This is a genomic window from Streptomyces sp. NPDC048291 (assembly GCF_043201715.1).
Taxonomy (GTDB): Bacteria; Actinomycetota; Actinomycetes; order Streptomycetales; family Streptomycetaceae; genus Streptomyces.
The window spans coordinates 360,133-382,768 of the sequence record NZ_JBICZC010000013.1; the positions used below are offsets into that span (position 1 = coordinate 360,133).

Annotated in this window: 15 protein-coding genes; 11 read left to right on the forward strand and 4 right to left on the reverse strand. The window is 71.6% G+C overall.

The window, feature by feature from the left end; translation table 11 throughout:
* Window positions 1-43: 43 nt before the first annotated feature.
* From ACGF5O_RS34255 to ACGF5O_RS34270, 4 genes are read left to right on the forward strand one after another with little or no spacing between them, the layout of a single operon-like run.
* Window positions 44-2,254, forward strand: a complete 2,211-nt coding sequence (locus ACGF5O_RS34255) for a 1,4-beta-glucanase (protein ID WP_393813765.1) — start codon at window positions 44-46, stop codon at window positions 2,252-2,254.
* Window positions 2,251-4,236, forward strand: coding sequence for a beta-galactosidase (locus ACGF5O_RS34260; RefSeq protein WP_393813766.1), 1,986 nt, complete (start codon window positions 2,251-2,253; stop codon window positions 4,234-4,236). Before ACGF5O_RS34255 ends, ACGF5O_RS34260 begins: the two co-directional genes overlap by 4 nt.
* Window positions 4,233-6,461: a glycoside hydrolase N-terminal domain-containing protein gene (locus ACGF5O_RS34265; RefSeq protein WP_393813767.1), complete on the forward strand. Its 2,229-nt coding sequence runs from the start codon at window positions 4,233-4,235 to the stop codon at window positions 6,459-6,461. The genes ACGF5O_RS34260 and ACGF5O_RS34265 overlap by 4 nt, the downstream gene beginning before the upstream one ends.
* Before the next feature lie 35 nt (window positions 6,462-6,496).
* On the forward strand, window positions 6,497-7,210 hold the full coding sequence (locus tag ACGF5O_RS34270; protein WP_393813768.1) for a hypothetical protein: 714 nt from the start codon (window positions 6,497-6,499) through the stop codon (window positions 7,208-7,210).
* Window positions 7,211-7,255: 45 nt separating this feature from the next.
* On the opposite strand, the gene ACGF5O_RS34275 is transcribed toward ACGF5O_RS34270, so the two are convergent.
* The 3 genes from ACGF5O_RS34275 to ACGF5O_RS34285 form a co-directional block, all read right to left on the reverse strand.
* Entirely contained in the window at window positions 7,256-8,443 is a 1,188-nt protein-coding gene (locus tag ACGF5O_RS34275) for a sulfotransferase family protein (protein ID WP_393813769.1), read from the reverse strand.
* Between the two features lie 125 nt (window positions 8,444-8,568).
* Window positions 8,569-10,629, reverse strand: a complete 2,061-nt coding sequence (locus ACGF5O_RS34280) for a TIM-barrel domain-containing protein (protein ID WP_393813770.1) — start codon at window positions 10,627-10,629, stop codon at window positions 8,569-8,571.
* Window positions 10,630-10,783: 154 nt separating this feature from the next.
* Complete coding sequence (locus ACGF5O_RS34285; protein WP_393813771.1) at window positions 10,784-11,797, reverse strand: LacI family DNA-binding transcriptional regulator; 1,014 nt, start codon at window positions 11,795-11,797, stop codon at window positions 10,784-10,786.
* A 465-nt stretch (window positions 11,798-12,262) separates the two neighbouring features.
* Here ACGF5O_RS34285 and ACGF5O_RS34290 point away from each other — a divergent pair, with 465 nt between their 5' ends.
* Window positions 12,263-14,206, forward strand: a complete 1,944-nt coding sequence (locus ACGF5O_RS34290; protein WP_393813772.1) for an acyl-CoA dehydrogenase family protein — start codon at window positions 12,263-12,265, stop codon at window positions 14,204-14,206.
* A 1-nt stretch (window position 14,207) separates the two neighbouring features.
* On the opposite strand, the gene ACGF5O_RS34295 is transcribed toward ACGF5O_RS34290, so the two are convergent.
* Entirely contained in the window at window positions 14,208-14,666 is a 459-nt protein-coding gene (locus ACGF5O_RS34295; protein WP_393813773.1) for a lamin tail domain-containing protein, read from the reverse strand.
* Between the two features lie 188 nt (window positions 14,667-14,854).
* On the opposite strand from ACGF5O_RS34295, the gene dxr reads away from it, so the two are divergent.
* The 6 genes from dxr to ACGF5O_RS34325 all read left to right on the forward strand — a co-directional run bounded on the left by dxr (window position 14,855) and on the right by ACGF5O_RS34325 (window position 22,354).
* Window positions 14,855-16,126: a 1-deoxy-D-xylulose-5-phosphate reductoisomerase gene (gene dxr, locus ACGF5O_RS34300; RefSeq protein ID WP_393813774.1), complete on the forward strand. Its 1,272-nt coding sequence runs from the start codon at window positions 14,855-14,857 to the stop codon at window positions 16,124-16,126.
* An 8-nt stretch (window positions 16,127-16,134) separates the two neighbouring features.
* Complete coding sequence (locus ACGF5O_RS34305; RefSeq protein ID WP_393813818.1) at window positions 16,135-17,427, forward strand: M50 family metallopeptidase; 1,293 nt, start codon at window positions 16,135-16,137, stop codon at window positions 17,425-17,427.
* A gap of 170 nt (window positions 17,428-17,597) precedes the next feature.
* Window positions 17,598-18,755 carry a flavodoxin-dependent (E)-4-hydroxy-3-methylbut-2-enyl-diphosphate synthase gene (gene ispG / locus ACGF5O_RS34310; protein WP_393813775.1) on the forward strand — a complete coding sequence of 386 codons (1,158 nt, stop codon included), beginning with the start codon at window positions 17,598-17,600 and terminating at the stop codon, window positions 18,753-18,755.
* A 341-nt stretch (window positions 18,756-19,096) separates the two neighbouring features.
* Entirely contained in the window at window positions 19,097-19,945 is an 849-nt protein-coding gene (locus tag ACGF5O_RS34315; RefSeq protein ID WP_393813776.1) for a GNAT family N-acetyltransferase, read from the forward strand.
* Window positions 19,946-20,019: 74 nt separating this feature from the next.
* Entirely contained in the window at window positions 20,020-20,574 is a 555-nt protein-coding gene (locus tag ACGF5O_RS34320) for a GNAT family N-acetyltransferase (protein ID WP_393813777.1), read from the forward strand.
* 73 nt (window positions 20,575-20,647) lie between these two features.
* The gene (locus ACGF5O_RS34325; RefSeq protein ID WP_393813778.1) at window positions 20,648-22,354 is read left to right on the forward strand and encodes a proline--tRNA ligase; all 1,707 of its coding nucleotides are present in this window, start codon (window positions 20,648-20,650) and stop codon (window positions 22,352-22,354) included.
* Window positions 22,355-22,636: the final 282 nt, after the last annotated feature.

A 22,636-nucleotide genomic window follows, 5' to 3' on the forward strand; every position in this document is an offset into this window, starting at 1 on the left:
GCCCGCACCCCGGCCCGCACACCAAACCCACCGAAGGTTCCCCATGCCCACCCTGCGCCGCAGAACCGTCCTCGCCGGCACCGCGGCAACCGCCGCCCTCGCCGCCCTCCCCGCCCTCGAAGGCGGCACCGCCCACGCGGCCGAGCCCCAGCCGCAGGCGTACCGCTGGCGCAACGCGGTGATCGGCGGCACCGGCTTCGTCACCGGCGCCCTCTTCCACCCCACCACCCCCGGCCTCGCCTACGCCCGCACGGACATCGGCGGCGCCTACCGCTGGGACGCCCGCACCGCCCGCTGGACCCCCCTCACCGACCACCTCGGCTGGGACGACTGGAACCTCCTCGGCGTGGAGGCGATGGCCGTCGACCCGGCCCACCCCGACCGGCTCTACCTCGCCCTCGGCACCTACGCCCAGTCCTGGGCCGGGAACGGCGCGGTCCTGCGCTCGGACGACCGCGGCACCACCTGGACCCGCACCGACCTCACCGTGAAACTCGGCGCCAACGAGGACGGCCGGGGCATGGGCGAACGCCTCCTCGTCGACCCGCGGGACAGCGACACCCTGTGGCTGGGGACGAGACACGACGGACTGCTCAGGTCGACCGACCGGGGCGCCACCTGGGCCGCGGCCCCCGGCTTCCCGCCCGCACCCTTCGCCTCCGGCCAAGGCGTCAGCCTCCTCGTCGCCGTCGGCCGTGCCGTCTACGCCGGCTGGGCGGACGGCGACGGCGGCGCGAGCGCCGTCGGGCTGTACCGCACCGCCGACGGGACCACGTGGGAGGCCGTCCCCGGTCAGCCCACCGGCACCGCCGCCAGGATTCCGGTCCGCGCCGCCTACGACCGCCACGCCCGCGAGCTGTACGTGACGTACGCCGACGCACCCGGCCCCAACGGCCAGGCGAACGGCAGCGTGCACAAGCTCGCCACCGCCGACGCCACCGGCACCGGCAAGTGGACGGAGGTCACGCCCGTCCCGCCCGGCGGCAGCGACACCTTCGGCTACGGCGGGGTCGCCGTTGATGCCCGCCGGCCCGGTACCGTCGTCGTCTCGACGAACAACCGGTGGGCGGCCGTGGACACCCTCTACCGGACCACCGACGGCGGCCGTACCTGGACGTCCCTCAAGGACTCCGCCGTCTTCGACGTGTCGGAGACTCCTTTCCTCAAGTGGGGCGGCGACCAGCCGAAGTTCGGGTGGTGGATCCAGGCCGTCGCCGTCGATCCGTACGACTCGAAGCACATCGTCTACGGCACCGGCGCCACCCTCTACGGCACCCGTGACCTCGTCCACTGGGCCCCGCGGATCCGCGGCCTGGAGGAGACGTCGGTGCTCCAGCTGGTGTCGCCCCCGGTCGGGGAGGCACACCTGCTGAGCGGCTCGGGGGACATCGGCGTCCTGTACCACGAGCGGCTCACCGCGTCTCCGTCCCGCGGTATGGCCACGAACCCCGTGTTCGGGTCGGCGACGGGGCTCGCGCAGGCCGCGGGCCGGCCGGCGTACGTGGTCCGCACCGGCTGGGGCGACCACGGCAACGGCGCCTTCTCGGACGACGGGGGCCGGACCTGGGCGCCCTTCGCCGCCCAGCCCTCCCTCGCCCACGATGCGCCGGGGCCGATCGCCGCCAACGCCGACGGCAGCGTGCTGCTGTGGTCCTTCGTGCACTGGGACGGGACCAGGTACCCCGCCCACCGGTCGGACGACAACGGCGCCACCTGGACCGAGATCTCCTCCTTCCCGAAGGGCGCCACGCCGGTCGCCGACCCGGCCGACCCGACGCTCTTCTACGCGTACGACACCGACACAGGAACGCTACAAGCCAGCACTGACAGTGGCCGTTCGTTCACGGCGCGTGCGGGCGGGCTGCCCGCGGGAGACAGCCAGTTCCAGCTGGTCGCGGCCCCGGGCAGGTCAGGTGACCTGTGGCTGAGCGTGAAGTGGAACGGGCTGTACCGGTCCACCGACGGCGGGGCCACCTTCGCCAGGATCACCAGCTGCCGGGCCGCCTACACCCTCGGCTTCGGCAAGGCGGCCCCCGGCGCCGGCTACCCGGCGCTGTACCTGGTCGGCTCCACCGAATCGATCACCGCCGTCCACCGCTCCGACGACGAGGCCGGGTCCTGGACCCGGATCAACGACGACCGGCACCAGTGGGGCTGGACCGGGCAGGCCGTCACCGGCGACCCGCGCGTGTACGGCAGGGTCTACCTGGCCACCAACGGGCGCGGCATCCAGTACGGGGACCCCGTCCGATGACCGCCGGACGCAGGCCGCCCGGCCTCTCCGACGCCACCCGCGGGCGGATCCTCTTCGGCGGCGACTACAACCCCGAGCAGTGGCCCGAGGAGACCTGGCAGGAGGACGTCCGGCTGATGACGGCCGCCGGCGTCAACTCCGTGACCATGGGCGTCTTCTCCTGGTCGAAGCTCGAACCGCAGCCGGGGGAGCGGGACTTCGGCTGGCTGGACCGGCTCATGGACCTGATGCACGGCCACGGCATCGGCGTCGTCCTCGCCACCCCCACCGCGGCACCCCCGCCGTGGCTCGGCCGGCTGCACCCGGAGACCCTGCCCCGGGACGCCGACGGCCGCACCGAGTGGTGGGGCGGCCGTCAGCACTTCGCGCACTCCAGCGCCGCCTACCGCCGCTACGCCGCCGCCATCACCGAGGACCTCGCCGCCCGCTACGCCGGCCATCCCGCCCTCACGATGTGGCACATCAACAACGAGTACTGCACCTTCGACCACGGCGACGAGGCCGCCGCCGCCTTCCGCCGCTGGCTGCGCGAGCGCTACGGCACCCTCGACGCCCTCAACACCGCGTGGGGCACGGCGTTCTGGAGCCAGGGCTACGACACCTGGGACGGCATCCTGCCGCCACGCCACGCCCACTACCTGAAGAACCCCACCCAGGTGCTGGACTTCCGCCGCTTCACCTCCGACATGCTCCTGGAGTGCTTCCGGGCCGAACGGGACATCGTCGCCCGGCACACCCCGCACATCCCGGTGACCACGAACTTCATGCCGCTCTGGATCGGCCAGGACGCCTGGCGCTGGGCCGCCGAGGAGGACGTCGTCTCCGTCGACCTCTACCCCGACCCGCGGGACCCCCTGGGCGCGCAGCACGGCGCGCTCGTCCACGACCTCACCCGCTCCCAGGCCCGCGGCCCGTGGATGCTCATGGAGCAGGCCGCCGGGCCGGTCAACTGGCGCGGGGTGAACCACCCCAAGCCCCGCGGCCTCAACCGCCAGTGGTCCCTCCAGGCCGTGGCCCGGGGCGCGGACGCCGTCTGCTACTTCCAGTGGCGGCAGTCGCGGCAGGGCGCGGAGAAGTTCCACTCCGGGATGGTCGGCCACGCGGGGGAGGAGGGCCGTACGTACCAGGAGATCAAGCGGCTCGGCGCCGAACTGGCCGCCATCGCCGACCAGGTGACCGACCATCACATCGACGCGGACATCGCGGTCCTGCACGACTGGCACTCCTGGTGGGCCGGTGCCCACGAAGGCAGGCTCTCCACCGAGGTGGACCTCCCCGACGTCCTGCACGCCTGGCACCGGGCCCTGTGGGAGTCGAACCTCACCACCGACTTCGCCCACCCCGAACACGACCTGTCCGCCTACAAGCTGGTCGTCGTCCCGCAGCTCTACCTCCTCACCGACGCCGCGATCGGCAACCTCCTCGGCTACGTCCGCGGCGGCGGCACCCTGGTCAGCGGCTTCCTGACCGGCATCGCCGACGAGGACGACCGGATCCGCCCCGGCGGCATGGACGCACGGCTGCGCGAGCTCTTCGGCATCCGCACCCTGCACGAGTGGTGGCCGCTGGACGCCGGGGAGACCGTCGCCTGCGAGGGCTTCCGGGGAACCCTGTGGTCGGAGGAGATCGAGGCCGCGCCCGGGCTCTCCGAGGCCGTGCCGTACCACGGCGGTGAACTGGACGGCAGGCCGGCCGTGCTGCGCAACGGACGCGCCTGGTACGTCTCCACGCTCCCGGAGCCGGCGGCGCTGCGCGGGCTGGCCGGCAGGATCGCCGCCGAGGCGGGGGTTCGCCCGGTGCTGGACGGGCTGCCGAAGGGCGTCGAGGCGGTCCGGCGAGGTGAGCTGTTGTTCCTGTTCAACCACGGTCGCGATGATGTGAAGATCGCTCTCATGGGAACACATCGAGACCTGCTGACCGGTGCGACCGTCACCGGCGAGACCGTACTCGGCCGCTACGGAGCGGCGGTGCTCAAGCCATGACCGCCACCGGCACGGACAACAGTGTCCACACCGCCACCGGCCCCGTCCACGGCACCTGGGAGCCGGCCCCCGCCGCCCGCTGGGAGGACGCCTTCCTGAGCGGCAACGGCCACCACGGCATCCTCGCGTTCGGCGATCCGAACGACGACCGTGTCATCGTCACCCAGCACACCCTCGTCCGTCCGAACGGCGGCGAACACGCCCGCCCGCCCCGCCTGGCGGCCGAACTGGCCGACGTGCAGGACAGGTTGCTCGCCGGGGAGTCCGACGCGGCCGAGAGCTTCACCGACGGCCGTCCGCTCGAGTGGGTCCAGCCCTTCCACCCCGCCTTCCAGATCCGGCTGCGCAGGCCGCACGGCCGGTCCGACGGCTACCGCCGCTCCGTCGACTTCACGACCGGCGAGGTCACCGCCACCGCCGCCGACTGGACCAGCCGGGTCTTCGTCTCCCGCGCGGACGACGTGATCGTGCAGCAGGTCGTGGGCACCGCCGCCCTCGACATCGCCCTCGACCACCGGCTCCCCGGCGCCCCGCCCGGCCTGGGCGTCGGCCACGGCGCGCTGCGCACCCCCGAGGGCGCCCTGCTCAGCCTCCGCGCCCGCTATCCCGACAGCGACCGCGCCTACACCGGCGTCACCCTGGTCGCCGTCACCGGCGGCAGCACCGGACTCGTCCCGCCGGGCGTCCGCGTCACCGGCGCCGACTCCGTGCTCCTGCTCACCCGGGTCCGCCGCCACACCGGCGAACTCGACGTGACCGCCGAGGCGCGCGACCTGAGCGACCTGCTCGCCGACCAGGAGTCGTACGACGCGCTGCTCGCCCGCCACCTCGGCCCGCACCGCGGCGCCTACACCCGCGTCACCCTCGACCTGGGCGCCGACCCGGCAGAACGCGCGCTGCCGGGATCCGAGTTGCTCAAGCGTCCCACCGAAGCGGCCCTGATGGAACGGCTCTTCGCCGCCGGCCGCTACCACCTGCTCTCCGCGTCCGGACTCAACCCGCCCCGCCTGACCGGCCTGTGGACCGGCGACTGGGACACCGCCTGGTCGGGGGCGTTCACCACCAACGCCAACCTCAACCTCCAGACCGCCTCGGCGGCGGCCGGCGCCCTGCCCGAGGTCACCGCGGCCCACGCGGCCCTGATCCACCGCCAGTTGCCGCAGTGGCGGGAGAACGCCCGTGCCGTCTTCGGCGCCCGGGGCGTCGTGGCGCCCACCCACACCGACGGCGAGTCCGGGTACTCGTACCACTTCGACCGCGAGTATCCGCACCAGCTGTGGACGGCCGGCGCCGACTGGCTGCTCAAGCCACTGGTCGACCACGACGAGATCCGCGGCGAGCGCGACCCCCGCACGGCGGCGGTACTGGCCGAAGTCGCTCGGTTCTACGAGGACTTCCTCACCCGGACCGACGCCGACGGCCACCTTGTGATCGTCCCCTCCTACTCGCCGGAGAACCGGCCCGCGAACGCGAGCTGGGGCACGATCAACGCGGCGATGGACCTCTCCGCCGCCCGGCACGCGCTGCGCACCGCGGCCGACTACCACCCGGGCCCGGACGCCGACCGCTGGCGCGCCCTCGCCGACCGGCTGCCCCCGCACCGGACCAACGCCGACGGCGCCCTCGCCGAATGGGCCTGGCCCGGCCTCGACGACACCTACGACCACCGCCACCTCAGCCACCTGTACGGCGTCTGGCCGCTCGACGAGATCACCCCGTACGACACCCCGGAGCTCGCGGCCGCCGCCCACCGCGCCCTCGAACTGCGCGGCGCCGAGAACGACTCGGCCCACGGCCACCTCCACCACGCGCTCGTCGCGGCCCGCCTGCGCGACGGCGAGCGGGTCGGCGCCGCCCTCGACCGGGTCCTGGCCGGCGACTTCTTCCACGCCTCCCTGATGAGCGCCCACTACCCGCACCGCGACGTCTACAACGCCGACGCCGCACACACCCTGCCCGCCGTGCTCGTCGAGGCCTTCGTCCAGTCGACGCCGGACCGCCTGGTCCTGCTCCCGGCCGCCCCGACGGCCCTGAGCACGGGCCGGCTGCACGGCATCCGCACCCGGTTCGGCGCCGAACTCGACCTGGACTGGACCCCCGACGGCGCGCGGGCCGTCCTCAAGCCGCGGCGGACGCTCCGCGTCGACCTGTGGACTTCCTCCGGCCGTCGGCCGCTCGACCTCGTCGCCGGAGAAGACCACGTCCTCACCCTGGGGACGTGGTAGCCACCGCACCTCCCCCCACCCATGGAAGGGACACCATGGCAACACGCACGCCCGGCAGGCTCGCCACCGCCCTGCTCGCCCCCGCGCTCGCCCTCGGCGCCACCGTCGGCCTCGCCGCGGCCCCCGCCTCGGCCGCCGTCTGGAGCTCCTGCGACCAGTGGGGCAACACCACGCTGAGCGGCTACACCCTCTACAACAACATCTGGGGCTCCGGCGCCGGCACCCAGTGCATCTGGGCCAACTCCGGCACCAACTGGGGCGTCAACGCCAACCACCCCAACACCGGCGGCATCAAGTCGTACCCCAACGCCAAGAAGGTCATCAACAAGACGATCACCTCTCTCGGGTCGCTCACCAGCAGCTACAACGTGACCGTCCCGTCGTCCGGCGCGTACAACACGTCGTACGACATCTGGGACACCGGCTACGCCAACGAGATCATGCTCTGGGTCAACAAGACCGGCGCCGTCGGCCCGCTCGGCACCTCGCAGGGCACCCTGACGCTGGGCAGCAACACCTGGACCGTCTACAAGGGCAACAACGGCTCGAACAACGTGTATTCGTTCGTCCGCAGCTCCAACTCCACCTCCGGCACGATCGACATCCTGCCGATCTTGAAGTGGATCAAGGACACCAAGGGCTGGTTCGGCAACGTCACCATCGGTGACGTGCAGTTCGGCTTCGAGATCACGTCCTCGTCCGGCGGGCTGGACTTCACCGTCAACAGCGAGACGGTCAGCAGCAGTTGAGTCACCAGGGCGGTCCCGCCGGCGGTGGGACCGCCCCCTGCGCCGTCAGGCCCGGTCGACCTCGGCGCGCAGCGCGTTGTAGTCCGCGAACGCCGTGTCCACGTCCGTTCGGGTCAGGCCGTAGCGGGCCAGGTCGTAGCTGTGCACGCGGGTCCCCCTGGGGCGGGCGGCGACGGCCGGGAGGCGGGCCGCGTCGGCCTCGGTCCAGCGGGCGCCGACGGCCGCGTAGAGCTTCGGGGCGCCCGCGGCCGGGTCGGCACCCAGCCAGGAGTACGGCACGTCGACGAGGGACTCGCGGGGGATGCCGGCGCGGGCCGCGAGACCGCGGGCGGCTGAGCGGGCCAGCAGTTCCAGCCAGGTGGCGCCGATCCCGTGCAGGTCGAGGGGGTGGGTGTTCACCGCCATGCCGTGCTCGACCAGGCTGCAGAACGAGGCCACGGCGGTGGCCGGATCGCGGTGCGTCCACACGATCACGGCGTCCGGGAAGACCGCGCGCAGCGCGTCCAGGTTCTCCAGGTGCAGCGGCGACTTCAGCACCCAGCGGCGGCGCGGGCGGCCGTACTGGAGCACCTGGTAGATCTGCTTGAGGTAGCGGTAGTCGGCCTCGAAGTCACGGGTCTCGTGCCAGGGCAGGTACTCCGGGATCACCGCCTGGGAGAGCGGCATCACCGTGTGCGGCAGCGCGAAGGTGCACTCCTCGGGGCCCTCGGGGCGCAGGTTGTGGATGTGGCGGAAGCGCGGGGAGAAGAGGTTGATGCCGCCGACCAGGCGACGGGCGGTCGTGATCGCCTTCTCGCGCTCCTCCGGCGGGAGTTCGAGGTCGGGGGTGAGCAACTCCCAGAGCAGTGGGCAGCGGTGGTCCGCGGAGAGGGACAGGATGCCGTGGGTGAGCGTGGTGGCGGTGCGCGGCAGGCCCACCACGAACACCGGCCGCTCGACGGGCTCCCGCTCGATGTCGGGGTGCTCGGCGAGCAGCCGGCGGATCCGGGCCCGGTTGGCGAGATGCCGGCCGACGTGTCCGCGTGCGGACAGCCAGCCGACCGGGGTGAGACGCTCGGCTCCCGCCCAACATCGCAGCAGATGACGGAAGTCGTCGGTGAACCGTTCGTCGTCCTGGACGGGACCGGCGGCGTCGAGCAGCCGGTCGAAGGCCCGGTCCGGCGTCCGGCGGGCCCGGGAACCGGGTCCGAGAAGCAGGTTGGCGAGCGTGAGGGGGAGCGGACCTGAGGGCACGGCAGCGGGACCCTTCGTGGGGGGACAGGGGAGGGGATACTGACTACCCCCTCCAACTGCTTGACCACACTGCCGAGTTGAGACATTTACCGGCCGGTAACGGTAGGCGTCGCAATCCGGCCGGGCTACTCCGGCTCCGCGACCGGCAGCTCCGCCCCGTCGCGCAGGAACAGCGGGATGCGGTCCAGCGGCGCGTCCACGGTCACCGCCGCACCGCCCTCGTACGACTCACCCGTCCACGCGTCCGTCCACCGGGCGCCCGCCGGCAGATACGTCGTCCGGGCCGTCGCACCCGCCGTCAGCACCGGCGCCACCAGCAGGTCAGGGCCGAAGAGGTACGCGTCGTCGACCGCCCAGGCCGCCTGGTCCCCGGGGAACTCCAGGAAGAGCGGCCGCAGCACCGGCAGGCCCTCCTCGTGGGCCTCCCGCATGACATCGAGGACGTACGGCCTCAGCCGCTCGCGCAGCCGCAGGTACTTCTCCAGGATCGCGCCGGCCTCCATGCCGTACGACCACACCTCGTTCGGGCCGCCGGTCATGTCGGGACCCAGCGGCATGCCCGGGTCGCGGAAGCCGTGCAGGCGCATCAGCGGGGAGAGCGCGCCGAACTGGAACCAGCGGACCATCACCTCGCGGTAGGCCGGGTCGTCCGGGTCGCCGCCGTGGAAGCCGCCGATGTCCGTGTTCCACCAGGGGATGCCGGACAGGGCCGTGTTGAGGCCGGCCGCGATCTGGTGGCGCAGGGTCGTGAAGTCGGTGCCGATGTCACCGGACCACAGCGCGGCCCCGTACCGCTGACTGCCCGCCCACGCCGAACGGTTGAGGGTGACGACCTCCTCGCCCTCGGCCCGCAGCCCCTCGTGGAAGGTCCGGGAGTTCTCCGCGGGGTAGCTGTTGCCGACCTCCAGGCCGGGGCCCGTCCAGTAGCGCAGGTTCTCCTGGAAACCCGGCTTCAGTTCGGGCTCGCAGGCGTCCAGCCAGAACGCCGTGATGCCGTACGGGTCCAGGTAGTTCTCCTTGACCCTGGACCACACGAACCCGCGGGCGTCCGGGTTGGTGGCGTCGTAGAAGGCGACCTGGACGGTCGACGCGACCCCCTTGTCCGGCCAGTCGGCGTGCGCCGTCGGGCCGTACTGGGTGCCGATGAAGTAGCCGCGCTGCTCCATCACCGGGTGGTTCTCCGACAGCGGGGACACCGACGGCCAGACGCTCACCACCAGCTTGACGCCGAGCTCGTCGAGTTCGCGGACCATCGCGGCCGGGTCCGGCCACTCGGCGAGGTCGAACTTCCACTCGCCGAGGTGGGTCCAGTGGAAGAAATCGCACACGATCGCCGAGAGGGGCAGGCCCCGGCGCTTGTACTCCCGTGCCACGGCGAGGAGTTCGTCCTGGGTGCGGTAGCGCAGCTTGCACTGCCAGAAGCCCGCCGCCCACTCCGGCAGCATCGGCGAACGGCCGGTCACCGCACTGTAGTTGCGCTGGCCGTCCGCCGGATCGCCGACGGTGACCCAGTAGTCGAGCTGGCGGGCCGAGTCGGCCACCCAGCGGGTGCCGTTGCCGGCCAGTTCGACGCGCCCGATCGCCGGGTTGTTCCAGAGCACGGTGTAGCCGCGGCTGGAGACCAGGACCGGGATGGAGACCTCGGCGTTGCGCTGGACCAGGTCCAGGACCAGGCCCTTCTGGTCCAGGCGCCCGTGCTGGTGCTGGCCCAGGCCGAACAGCTTCTCGCCCTCGTAGGCGGCGAACCGCTGCTCCAGGCGGTGGTGGCCGTTGCCGACCGCGGTGTACAGGCGCGAGCCGGGCCACCAGAAATGGGCGCGCTCCTCGGCCAGCACCTCCGAGCGGTCGGCGGAGCGCAGGAAGCGGACCAGGCCCTCGGCGGACACCTCGACGGTCAGCCCGCCGACCGTCAACTGCCCCTCGCCGTCACCGATCTTGACGGTCGACGCGGTGGCGGGCGGCTCGTCGAGCAGGGCGCCCGGCAGCCCTTCGAGGATCGGCCCGCCGAGCCGGGCCCGCACCCGGACCGCGTCCGGACCCCACGGCTCGATCCGCAACGTCTCCTGACGGCCGCTCCACTCCAGGGCCCCGTCCCGCTCCCGGAACGTGCCGACGGTGGGGGAGGACTGCGCGAGGCTGACCTTCGACTGCGGCGCGGCAGACGGGTTTTCGGCAGGCTGGTTCACGTGCGCGCTCCTGTATGAGTGCAGACATGGCAGACATGGCAGACATGGGGGTGCCCCGGCTCGGCAGGACGGGGTGAGACTCGGCTGGACAGGCCGAGACTTGGCGGGACTGGGGTGGGAACCGGGGTGGGACCGGGTGGGAGGGGCGAGCGGTTCAGGCCCCGGCAGGCGCCGGTCCCGTGCTCGCCCGTACCGTCAACTCGGGTGCGATCAGGACGACTTCGTCACTGGCCCGGCCGTCCAGCTTGGCGACCAGGTGTTCCACGGCGTACCGGCCCATCTCCTGCGCGGGGATGGCGACCGAGGTCAGCCGCACCGAGGCCTGCACGGCGACCTGGTCCGGGCAGATCGCGACCACGGACACGTCCTCCGGCACCGCCCGGCCCTGCTGGCGCAGCAGCGCGAGCAGCGGCTCCACCGCGGACTCGTTCTGGACGACGAAACCCGTGGTGCCCGGGCGCTCGTCGAAGATCCTGGCCAGCGTGGCGGCCATCGCGTCGTACCCGCCCTCGCACGGCCGGTGCAGCACCCGCAGGCCCAGCTCCCGGGCCCGGGAGCGCAGTCCGTCCAGGGTGCGCTCGGCGAAGCCGGTGTGCCGCTCGTAGACGGCCGGGGCCTCGCCGATGACAGCGATGTCACGGTGACCGAGCTTCGCGAGGTGCTCCACGCACAGTGCGCCGGTCGCCCCGAAGTCGAGATCGACGCAGGTCAGCCCCGAGGTGGAGGCCGGCAGTCCGATGAGCACGGACGGCTGGTCGGTCTGCCGCAGCAGCGGCAGCCGCTCGTCCTCCAGCTCCACGTCCATCAGGATCATGGCGTCGGCGAGCCCGCTGCCGGTGACCCGGCGCACCGCGTCCGGACCCTCCTCGCCGGTGAGCAGCAGGACGTCGTAGCCGTGCGCGCGGGCCGTGGTGGCCACCGCGATCGCGATCTCCATCATCACCGGCACGTACATGTCCGTACGCAGCGGGATCATCAGCGCGATGATGTTCGACCGGCTGCTGGCCAGGGCGCGGGCGCCCGCGTTCGGGTGGTAGCCCAGCTCCCGGATGCTCTGCTCGACCCGCTGCCGGGTGATGGCGGAGATGGACCGCTTGCCGCTGAGGACATAGCTCACCGTGCTTGCCGAGACTCCGGCGTGCTGGGCGACCTCGGCGAGGGTGACCATCCAGCTCTCCAAGCTTTGTGAAGCGCTTCGACAGTGCGCATTGCTGACAGGTGGCGAGTGAGGGTGGTTCGACAGTAGCCTCAGTGCGGGTAGGTGTCCATAGGTTGTCGAAGCGCTTCGACAGCGAATTGCCGGGACGGCGTCGGCAACCTTTCCAGGGGGCGGCGGCCACAGAGGTCGTACGGCCGTCCGGCGGGTCGTACCCGAACCGTCCCCCGGAAGGCCCCCTCGACGCAACACCGCAGACCGCGCCGGCCCGCGCCCCGTCGTACTCCGTCGACAGCGGCCGGGAAACGCGTCGGCCGGGAAACGCGTCGGCCGGGGAACGCGTCCGTGGGGCGATCCGTCAGCCGATCGGACCGCGGGGACTGGTGGGTACGGCCCGTTTCGGGTACCAACGATCCAGTAGCACTGGTCGGTAATGAACGGTCCTCAACAGCCCCTTTCGTGGCGAGGTGAGCCTCAATGTCCGCCCCCACCACCAAGAAACCCACCGTCACCGAGCGGGAGGCCCGCCAGGTGGCGGAGGCCGCCCGGGAACAGGACTGGCGCAAGCCCAGTTTCGCCAAGGAACTGTTCCTCGGGCGCTTCCGGCTCGACCTCATCCACCCGCATCCGCTCCCGGCGGACGAGGACGTGCAGCGCGGCGAGGAGTTCCTGGCGCGGCTGCACGAGTTCTGCGAGACGAAGATCGACTCGGCGCTCATCGAGCGCGAGGCACGCATCCCCGACGAGGTGATCGCCGGCCTCAAGGAGCTCGGCGCCCTCGGCATGAAGATCGACACCAAGTACGGCGGCCTCGGCCTCACCCAGGTGTACTACAACCGGGCCCTGTCCCTGGTCGGCTCCGCCAACCCGGCGGTCGGCGCGCTGCTCTCGGCCCACCAGTCGATCGGCGTCCCGCAGCCGCTGAAGATCTTCGGCACCCAGGAGCAGAAGGACGCCTTCCTGCCGCGCTGTGCCCGCACCGACATCTCGGCGTTTCTGCTCACCGAGCCGGACGTCGGCTCGGACCCGGCCCGCCTGGCCACCACGGCCGTCCGGGACGGCGACGACTACGTCCTCGACGGCGTGAAGCTCTGGACCACCAACGGCGTGGTCGCCGACCTGCTCGTGGTCATGGCCCGGGTCCCGAAGACCGAGGACGGCAAGGACGGCAAGGGCGGCATCACCGCCTTCGTCGTCGAGGCCGACGCGCCGGGCATCACCGTGGAGAACCGCAACGCCTTCATGGGCCTGCGCGGCATCGAGAACGGCGTCACCCGCTTCCACCAGGTCCGGGTCCCCGCCGCCAACCGCATCGGCGCCGAGGGTGCGGGCCTCAAGATCGCCCTCACCACCCTCAACACCGGGCGGCTCTCGCTCCCCGCGATGTGCGTGGGCGCCGGCAAGTGGTGCCTGAAGATCGCCCGCGAGTGGTCGGCGGTCCGCGAGCAGTGGGGCAAGCCGGTCGCGCTGCACGAGGCCGTCGGCTCCAAGATCAGCTTCATCGCGGCGACCACCTTCGCCCTGGAGGCGGTCGTCGACCTGTCCTCCCAGATGGCCGACGAGAACCGCAACGACATCCGCATCGAGGCCGCCCTCGCCAAGCTCTACGGCTCCGAGATGGCCTGCCTGATGGCCGACGAGCTGGTCCAGATCCGCGGCGGCCGCGGCTTCGAGACGGCCGAGTCGCTGGCGGCCCGCGGCGAACGCGCGGTCCCCGCCGAGCAGCTCCTGCGCGACCTGCGCATCAACCGCATCTTCGAGGGCTCCACGGAGATCATGCACCTGCTGATCGCGCGCGAGGCCGTCGACGCCCACCTCTCGGTCGCCGGCGACCTCATCGACCCCGACAAGTCCCTCCAGGACAAGGCGAGGGCGGGCGCGAACGCCGGCGTCTTCTACGCCAAGTGGCTGCCGAAGCTGGTCGCGGGACCGGGCCAGCTCCCCACGTCGTACGGCGACTTCAAGCACGGCGTGGACCTCGCCCCGCACCTGCGCTACGTGGAGCGGCACGCCCGCAAGCTGGCCCGCTCCACCTTCTACGCCATGTCCCGCTGGCAGGGCCGGATGGAGACCAAGCAGGGCTTCCTGGGCCGGGTCGTGGACATCGGCGCCGAGCTGTTCGCGATGAGCGCGGCCTGCGTCCGCGCCGAACTGCTGCGCCGCCAGGGCGACCACGGCCGCGAGGCCTACCTGCTCGCCGACGCGTTCTGCCGGCAGGCCCGCATCCGCGTCGACGAGCTGTTCAACCGCCTCTGGTCGAACACCGACGACCTGGACCGCAAGGTCGTCAAGGGCGTGCTCGGCGGCTCCTTCGAATGGCTGGAGCAGGGGATCGTCGACCCGTCGGGCGAGGGCCCGTGGATCGCCGACGCGACCCCCGGGCCGTCCCGACGGGACAACGTCCGCCGCCCCTTCAAGTGATTCAGCAGTACTTGTCGCTCGGATCCCGCGTCGTCCAGGAGCAGGAGTCGACCTTGGCGCCACTCGCCTTGGTCAGCGTCGCCGTGTCGCTGGTGTTGTTCCACACGTAGGCGCGACGGTTCTGGTACTTGTCCGACGCGGTGTCCGTGCCCCGGCCGGTGTGCACCTTCATCGTCTTGTGGGCGCCGATCTTGACGCTCTTGAAGGTGTACCGGTGGTTGGAGGTGTCCTTCAGGACCCAGCCCTTGAGCGATACGGCCGAGCCGCCGGTGTTCTTGATCTGCACCCACTCGGCGTTGAGGCTGGCGTTGGAGCGGTTGTCGCTGCCCGGGCTGTCGAACCAGACGTGGTAGACGGTCACGCCGCCGGCCGCCTGGGCCGGGGTGCTGAACACGGTGCCGGCGAGCAGCGCGGCGCCCGCGAGCGCGGGCAGGGCGGTGCGTATGCGTACAGAACGCATGGAGAGATCCCCCCAGGATTCTTCCGATGGACCGGTCATCCCCGCCGGTCCGACAGAAGTGTTATCACACGATCTTCACGTGAACCTCACAAAGGGAATTACGCGCCATAGGGCGCCAAGAACTGATAAGGCACCCGGGTGAGGGACGCGCTGTCCGCCCGGCCGCCGGAAGCGGCCACAATGGGGGGATGACCGACAGTCCCGCCAGTCCGGCGCCCCTCGCCGACCCCCACCTCGTGTACGACCCGCTCGTGGGCGACGGCCCGAAGGACGTGGTGATCCTCGGCTCCACCGGATCCATCGGCACCCAGGCCATCGACCTCGTCCTGCGCAACCCCGACCGCTTCCGGGTCACCGCGCTGTCCGCCCACGGCGGCCGGATCGCCCTCCTCGCCGAGCAGGCGCACCGGCTGCGGGTGCGCACCGTCGCGGTCGCCCGCGAGGAGGTCGTACCGGCGCTCCGCGAGGCGCTGACGGCCCTGTACGGCCCCGGCGAACCGCTCCCCGAGATCCTCGCCGGACCCGACGCGGCCACGCACGCCGCCGCCTCCGACTGCCACACCGTGCTCAACGGCATCACCGGCTCCATCGGCCTCGCGCCCACCCTCGCCGCCCTGGAGGCGGGCCGCACCCTCGCGCTCGCCAACAAGGAGTCGCTGATCGTCGGCGGCCCGCTGGTCAAGGCGCTGGCCGAGCCCGGCCAGATCATCCCGGTCGACTCCGAGCACGCGGCGCTCTTCCAGTCGCTCGCGGCGGGCACCCGGGCCGACGTCCGCAAGCTGGTCGTCACGGCGTCCGGCGGACCCTTCCGCGGCCGTACCAAGGCCGACCTGGCGAACGTCACCGTCGAGGACGCCCTCGCCCACCCCACCTGGGCGATGGGGCCGGTCATCACGATCAACTCCGCCACCCTGGTCAACAAGGGGCTGGAAGTCATCGAGGCGCACCTCCTCTACGACATTCCCTTCGACCGCATTGAGGTGGTCGTGCATCCCCAGTCGTATGTCCACTCGATGGTCGAGTTCACGGATGGATCCACGATCGCGCAGGCGACGCCCCCCGACATGCGGGGGCCGATCGCCGTCGGTCTCGGCTGGCCCGAACGGGTCCCGGACGCGGCGCCCGCCTTCGACTGGAGCAAGGCCTCCACCTGGGAGTTCTTCCCGCTGGACAACGAGGCCTTCCCGTCCGTGAACCTGGCCCGGCACGTCGGTGAGCTCGCGGGCACCGCGCCGGCGGTGTTCAATGCGGCCAACGAGGAGTGCGTCGAGGCCTTCCGGACCGGTCTGCTGCCTTTCAACGGCATCATGGAGACCGTGACCCGGGTGGTCGAGGAGCACGGCACCCCTCGTACGGGAACTTCACTCACCGTGCCGGACGTCCTTGAAGCGGAGACCTGGGCACGGGTCCGGGCCCGGGAACTGACAGTGCAGAAGGCGACCGCGGAGGCGCGTGCATGACAGCCCTGATGATGATCCTCGGCATAGTCGTCTTCGTGATCGGCCTGCTGGTCTCGATCGCCTGGCACGAGCTGGGGCATCTCTCCACCGCCAAGCTCTTCGGCATCCGCGTCCCGCAGTACATGGTCGGCTTCGGCCCGACCATCTGGTCGCGCCGCAAGGGCGACACGGAGTACGGGATCAAGGCCGTCCCGCTGGGCGGCTACATCCGCATGATCGGCATGTTCCCGCCGGGCGCCGACGGCCGGGTCACCGCCCGCTCCACCTCACCCTGGCGCAGCATGATCGAGGACGCCCGCTCGGCCGCCTTCGAGGAGCTCCAGCCCGGCGACGAGACCCGCCTCTTCTACACGCGCGCCCCCTGGAAGCGCGTGATCGTGATGTTCGCGGGCCCGTTCATGAACCTGATCCTCGCGGTGGCGCTCTTCCTCACCGTCCTCATGGGCTTCGGCATCAGCCAGCAGACCACCACGGTCAGCTCGGTCTCCCAGTGCGTGATCGCGCAGAGCGAGAACCGCGACACCTGCAAGAACTCCGACGCGGCCTCCCCGGCCGCCGCCGCGGGCCTCAAGGCGGGCGACAAGATCCTCTCCTTCAACGGGGTCCGGACGGACAGCTGGAACCAGCTCTCCGACCTGATCCGGGCCACCCCCGGCAAGGAGGTCGCGATCGTCGTCGACCGCAAGGGCCAGGACGTCACCCTGCACGCGAAGATCGCCACCAACCAGGTCGCCAAGAAGGACTCCAGCGGCCAGATCGTCACCGGCCAGTACGTCACCGCCGGCTTCCTCGGCTTCAGCGCCGCCACCGGCATCGTCCGCCAGGACTTCGGCGACTCGGTGACCTGGATGGGCGACCGCCTCGGCGAGGCCGTCGACTCCATCGCGAGCCTGCCCGGCAAGATCCCGGCCCTGTGGGACGCGGCCTTCGACGGCGCCCCCCGCCAGCCGGACTCCCCGATGGGCGTGGTCGGCGCGGCCCGCGTCGGCGGCGAGATCTTCACCCTCGACATCCCGCCCACCGAGCAGCTGGCCATGGCCCTGATGCTGGTGGCCGGCTTCAACCTCTCCCTCTTCCTCTTCAACATGCTCCCGCTGCTGCCCCTCGACGGCGGCCACATCGCCGGCGCCCTGTGGGAGTCGCTCCGCCGAAACCTGGCCAAGGTGCTGCGCCGCCCCGACCCGGGCCCCTTCGACGTGGCGAAGCTGATGCCGGTGGCCTACGTGGTGGCCGGGGTCTTCATCTGCTTCACCGTCCTCGTCCTGATCGCCGACGTGGTTAACCCGGTGAAAATCTCCTAGCCACACAGCGTTCGAGGCGGCCCGGAACACTGTGTTCCGGGCCGCTTCCATCGAGTGGGTTTACGGGTGGGGGATGTGCTCGGTCCTGTGCCGGTGCCGTAATCTCGAAGCCTGGAACCCGCTTACGACGGGACCTGGACCTAGATCCACGACTTGGGGTTGCACAGCAGATGACTGCGATTTCTCTCGGCATGCCGTCCGTTCCGACCAAGCTCGCCGAGCGCCGGAAGAGCCGGCAGATCCAGGTCGGCTCCGTGGCGGTCGGCGGGGACGCCCCGGTCTCGGTCCAGTCGATGACCACGACCCGTACGTCCGACATCGGTGCCACCCTCCAGCAGATCGCCGAGCTGACCGCCTCCGGCTGCCAGATCGTGCGGGTGGCCTGCCCCACCCAGGACGACGCCGACGCCCTCGCCACCATCGCGAAGAAGTCGCAGATCCCGGTCATCGCGGACATCCACTTCCAGCCGAAGTACGTCTTCGCGGCCATCGAGGCCGGCTGCGCCGCCGTCCGCGTCAACCCCGGCAACATCAAGCAGTTCGACGACAAGGTCAAGGAGATCGCGCGGGCCGCGAAGGACCACGGCACCCCGATCCGCATCGGCGTCAACGCCGGTTCCCTGGACCGCCGGCTGCTCCAGAAGTACGGCAAGGCGACCCCCGAGGCCCTGGTCGAGTCGGCCCTGTGGGAGGCGTCCCTCTTCGAGGAGCACGACTTCCGCGAGATCAAGATCTCCGTCAAGCACAACGACCCGGTCGTGATGATCGAGGCGTACCGGCAGCTGGCCGCCCAGTGCGAGTACCCGCTGCACCTCGGTGTCACCGAGGCGGGCCCGGCTTTCCAGGGCACGATCAAGTCGGCCGTCGCCTTCGGTGCCCTCCTCTCCCAGGGCATCGGCGACACCATCCGCGTCTCCCTCTCCGCGCCGCCGGTGGAGGAGGTCAAGGTGGGCAACCAGATCCTGGAGTCCCTGAACCTCAGGCAGCGCGGCCTGGAGATCGTCTCCTGCCCCTCCTGCGGCCGGGCCCAGGTCGACGTCTACAAGCTCGCCGAAGAGGTCACCGCCGGCCTCACCGGCATGGAGGTCCCGCTCCGCGTCGCCGTCATGGGCTGCGTCGTCAACGGCCCCGGCGAGGCCCGCGAGGCCGACCTGGGAGTCGCCTCCGGCAACGGCAAGGGTCAGATCTTCGTCAAGGGCGAGGTCATCAAGACGGTCCCCGAGTCGAAGATCGTCGAGACCCTCATCGAGGAGGCCATGAAGCTGGCCGAGCAGATGGAGGCGGAGGGCACGGAGTCGGGCGAGCCGTCGGTGTCGGTGGCCGGCTGAGACCGTCCTCGGGCGGGATTTTCCCGCCCCCGCCCCCGCCCCCGCCCCCGCCCCCGCCCCGCCACCCCTACCCGTCCCGTCCTGAAGGGGCGCCGCCCCTCCGACCCCGCCAGGGGCTCCGCCCCTGGACCCCGCTCCTCAAAGGCCGGAGGGGCTGGTTTCTTTCAGCCCGTCCGGCCTTTGAGGACGAGGCCGGAGGCCGATGCGGGGGTCCGGGGGCGGCAGCCCCCAGGGGCGGAACCCCCGCCGGCGGCCGCTTAACAGCACACGGGGCGGCACGGCCAAGCTTCCGCAGGTACAGTGCGGAGATCAGCAGAACCCCTCAGCGTGAGGCCCCGCACGTGTTGACGCAGACCACCTCACGGGTGCTCGAACCGAGTGACCTGGACGCCGCGCTCGCCGTACTCGACCGCGAGCCGGTCGCGAACGCCTTCGTGACCTCACGTGTCCAGGTGGCCGGCCTCGACCCCTGGCGCCTCGGCGGCGAGATGTGGGGCTGGTACGAGGACGGCATGCTCACGTCCCTCTGCTACGCCGGCGCCAACCTGGTCCCGATCTGCGCCACTCCGCGCGCCGTCCGCGCCTTCGCCGACCGGGCGCGAAGGGCCGGCCGCCGCTGTTCCTCGATCGTCGGCCCCGCCGAGGCCACCGCCCAGCTGTGGCGCCTCCTGGAACCGCACTGGGGCCCGGCCCGCGAGGTGCGCGGCCACCAGCCCCTGATGGTCACCGACCGCATGCCCGCCGACATCGCCGCGGATCCGTACGTCCGCCGCATCCGCAAGGACGAGATGGAAGCGATCATGCCGGCGTGCGTCGCGATGTTCACGGAGGAGGTGGGCGTCTCCCCGATGGCCGGCGACGGCGGCCTCCTCTACCAGGCGAGGGTCGCCGAACTCGTCGGCTCCGGACGCTCGTTCGCCCGGCTCGACGACAACGGCAAGGTCGTCTTCAAGGCGGAGATCGGCGCGGCCACGGCCGAGGCCTGCCAGATCCAGGGCGTATGGGTCGCCCCCGAGTACCGCGGCATGGGCCTGGCCGCCCCCGGCATGGCAGCGGTCCTGCGCTATGCGCTCGCCGACGTGGCTCCGGTGGTCAGCCTCTACGTCAACGACTTCAACACGGCCGCACGAAGGACCTACCTGAGGGTGGGCTTCCAGGAGGTCGGCGCGTTCATGAGCGTGCTCTTCTAGGCGCGCCCCTGCGCGACCAGCCACAACGCCCCCGCACCCGGACGACAACGCTCCGCCCCCTGTACGCTCCCCGCATGGACCTCGTGATCGGCCCCCTGGACCTCCCCTCCCGCGTCGACGAGGCCCTCGCAGTCCAGGCCGTCGCATTCGGGCTCGGCCCCGACGAGGTGGCGGTCCGCCGCCAGATCGTCCTCCGCCACATGCAGTACCCCGGCGCCAGGGCTCTCGGCGCCACCAGCGAGGGGCGCCTCGTGGGGTTCGTCTACGGCATGCCGAACTCCCGCACCCACTGGTGGTCCACCGTCGTGGAGCCCTACCTCCGCGCCCAGGGCAACGCCGACTGGCTCGACGACTCCTTCGTGATCACCGAGCTGCACGTGCACCCCGGTCACCAGAACCGCGGTATCGGCCGCCGCCTGATCACGCTCATCACCGACGGTGCCGGCGAGCCCCGCTCGATCCTCTCCGCGATCGACACCGACAGCCCGGCCCGCGGCCTCTACCACTCCCTGGGCTACGTCGACCTGGCCCGCCGGGTGAACTTCCCCAGCGCTCCGAAGCCTTACGCCGTGATGGGCGCGCCCCTGCCGCTGCGCCGCAAGCAGCCCGTAGTAGCCCGTCGTCGTTAACCGATTTCCACCGGCACAGCGAGCCCGGCTAACCTCCTAGCCATCAACCTTTTCCGGCAGGAGTACGAGAACCATGGCGAACGCACCGGTCCAACGCATGTCCCAGTTGATGGCGAAGACGCTGCGTGACGACCCGGCGGACGCCGAGGTCCTCAGCCACAAGCTCCTCGTCCGCGCCGGCTACGTCCGCCGTACGGCGGCCGGCATCTGGTCCTGGCTCCCGCTCGGTCTGAAGGTGCTCTCGAACATCGAGCGGATCGTCCGCGAGGAGATGGACGCGATCGGCGCCCAGGAGGTGCTGCTCCCGGCCCTCCTGCCCCGGGAGCCGTACGAGGCGACCGGCCGCTGGGACGAGTACGGCCAGGAGTTGTTCCGCCTCCAGGACCGCAAGGGCGGCGACTACCTCCTCGGCCCGACCCACGAGGAGATCTTCACCCTGCTGGTGAAGGACCAGGCGTCCTCCTACAAGGACCTGCCGGTCATCCTCTACCAGATCCAGAACAAGTACCGCGACGAGGCCCGTCCGCGCGCCGGCATCCTGCGCGGCCGTGAGTTCCTCATGAAGGACTCCTACTCGTTCGACCTGGACGAGGACGGCCTCGCGAAGTCGTACGCCCTGCACCGCGCGGCCTACCAGCGGATCTTCGAGCGCCTCGGCCTCGACTACCGCATCGTCGCCGCCACCGCCGGCGCGATGGGCGGCTCGAAGTCCGAGGAGTTCCTGGCCCCGGCCGAGGCCGGCGAGGACACCTTCGCCGACTGCCCGAACTGCGACTTCGCGGCCAACACCGAGGCGATCTCGTACCCGCTGAAGCCGGTCGACGCCACCGGCGTGCCCGCGCTGGAGGAGATCCCGACCCCGGACACCCCGACCATCGAGACCCTCGCCGCGCACCTCGCCGTCCCGGCCTCCGCCACTCTGAAGAACCTGCTGGTGAAGGTCGACGGCGAGATCGTGGCCGTGGGCGTACCGGGCGACCGCGAGGTCGACATGGGCAAGGTCGAGGAGCACTTCGCCCCGGCCGCCGTCGAGCTGGTCACCGAGTCCGACTTCGCCGGCCGTCCCGACCTGGTCCGCGGCTACGTCGGCCCGCAGGGCCTCGGCGAGAAGGTGAAGTACATCGCCGACCCGCGGGTGGCCCCGGGCACCTCCTGGATCACCGGCGCCAACAAGGCCGGCATGCACGCCAAGAACGTCGTGGCGGACCGTGACTTCACCGTCGACGAGTACGTGGACGTCGTCGTCGTGCTGGAGGGCGACCCCTGCCCGAAGTGCGGCACCGGCCTCAAGCTGGACCGCGCCATCGAGATCGGCCACATCTTCCAGCTCGGCCAGAAGTACACCAACGCCCTCAAGCTCGACGTCCTCGGCCAGAACGGCAAGCCGGTCCGCGTCACCATGGGCTCCTACGGCATCGGCGTCTCCCGCGCCGTCGCCGCACTCGCCGAGCAGACCGCCGACGAGAAGGGCCTGGTCTGGTCGCGCGAGGTCGCCCCGGCCGACGTGCACGTCGTCGCCGCGGGCAAGGCTCTGCAGACCGAACTCGCCCTGGACGTCTCGGAGAAGCTTCGCGCGGCCGGACTGCGGGTCCTGGTCGACGACCGGGCCGGGGTCTCCCCGGGTGTGAAGTTCACGGACGCCGAGCTCTTCGGCGTGCCGCAGATCCTGATCGCGGGCCGCCGCTCCGGCGAGGGCGTCCTGGAGCTCAAGGACCGCAAGTCGGGCGAGCGCGAGGAGCTCACGGTGGACGAGGCGATCACCCGCCTGACCGCCGGCTGAGCCCCAACTCCCGCCGCGGCGGGGGGCCGGGGCCCCCCCCCGGGCCGGGGGGGGGGGGGGGCCGAGACGACGGAGAGAGTGTGCGCCGCGACGGAGTGGCGCGCAAAACGGAATATCGCCGGCGCGCGCACGGTCGGATTGGGGGGGGGGGGGGGGTCGCCCGGGGGCCCGGGGGCGACCCCCCGCGTGCCGCCGGCGGGCGCCCCCCCCCCCCCCGCGGGCCCCCCGGGCCCCCCCCCGCCCCCCGCCGCGGCTTTTCAGGAACGTCTCAGACAGTTCTTC

Excerpts from the sequence above, each read along its gene's own strand:
- ACGF5O_RS34255 (WP_393813765.1), top strand. The coding sequence starts at position 44 with ATGCCCACCCTGCGCCGCAGAACCGTCCTCGCCGGCACCGCGGCAACC.
- ACGF5O_RS34260 (WP_393813766.1), top strand. The coding sequence starts at position 2,251 with ATGACCGCCGGACGCAGGCCGCCCGGCCTCTCCGACGCCACCCGCGGG.
- ACGF5O_RS34265 (WP_393813767.1), top strand. The coding sequence starts at position 4,233 with ATGACCGCCACCGGCACGGACAACAGTGTCCACACCGCCACCGGCCCC.
- ACGF5O_RS34270 (WP_393813768.1), top strand. The coding sequence starts at position 6,497 with ATGGCAACACGCACGCCCGGCAGGCTCGCCACCGCCCTGCTCGCCCCC.
- ACGF5O_RS34285 (WP_393813771.1), bottom strand. The coding sequence starts at position 11,797 with ATGGTCACCCTCGCCGAGGTCGCCCAGCACGCCGGAGTCTCGGCAAGC.
- ACGF5O_RS34290 (WP_393813772.1), top strand. The coding sequence starts at position 12,263 with ATGTCCGCCCCCACCACCAAGAAACCCACCGTCACCGAGCGGGAGGCC.
- ACGF5O_RS34295 (WP_393813773.1), bottom strand. The coding sequence starts at position 14,666 with ATGCGTTCTGTACGCATACGCACCGCCCTGCCCGCGCTCGCGGGCGCC.
- dxr (WP_393813774.1), top strand. The coding sequence starts at position 14,855 with ATGACCGACAGTCCCGCCAGTCCGGCGCCCCTCGCCGACCCCCACCTC.
- ACGF5O_RS34305 (WP_393813818.1), top strand. The coding sequence starts at position 16,135 with ATGATGATCCTCGGCATAGTCGTCTTCGTGATCGGCCTGCTGGTCTCG.
- ispG (WP_393813775.1), top strand. The coding sequence starts at position 17,598 with ATGACTGCGATTTCTCTCGGCATGCCGTCCGTTCCGACCAAGCTCGCC.
- ACGF5O_RS34320 (WP_393813777.1), top strand. The coding sequence starts at position 20,020 with ATGGACCTCGTGATCGGCCCCCTGGACCTCCCCTCCCGCGTCGACGAG.
- ACGF5O_RS34325 (WP_393813778.1), top strand. The coding sequence starts at position 20,648 with ATGGCGAACGCACCGGTCCAACGCATGTCCCAGTTGATGGCGAAGACG.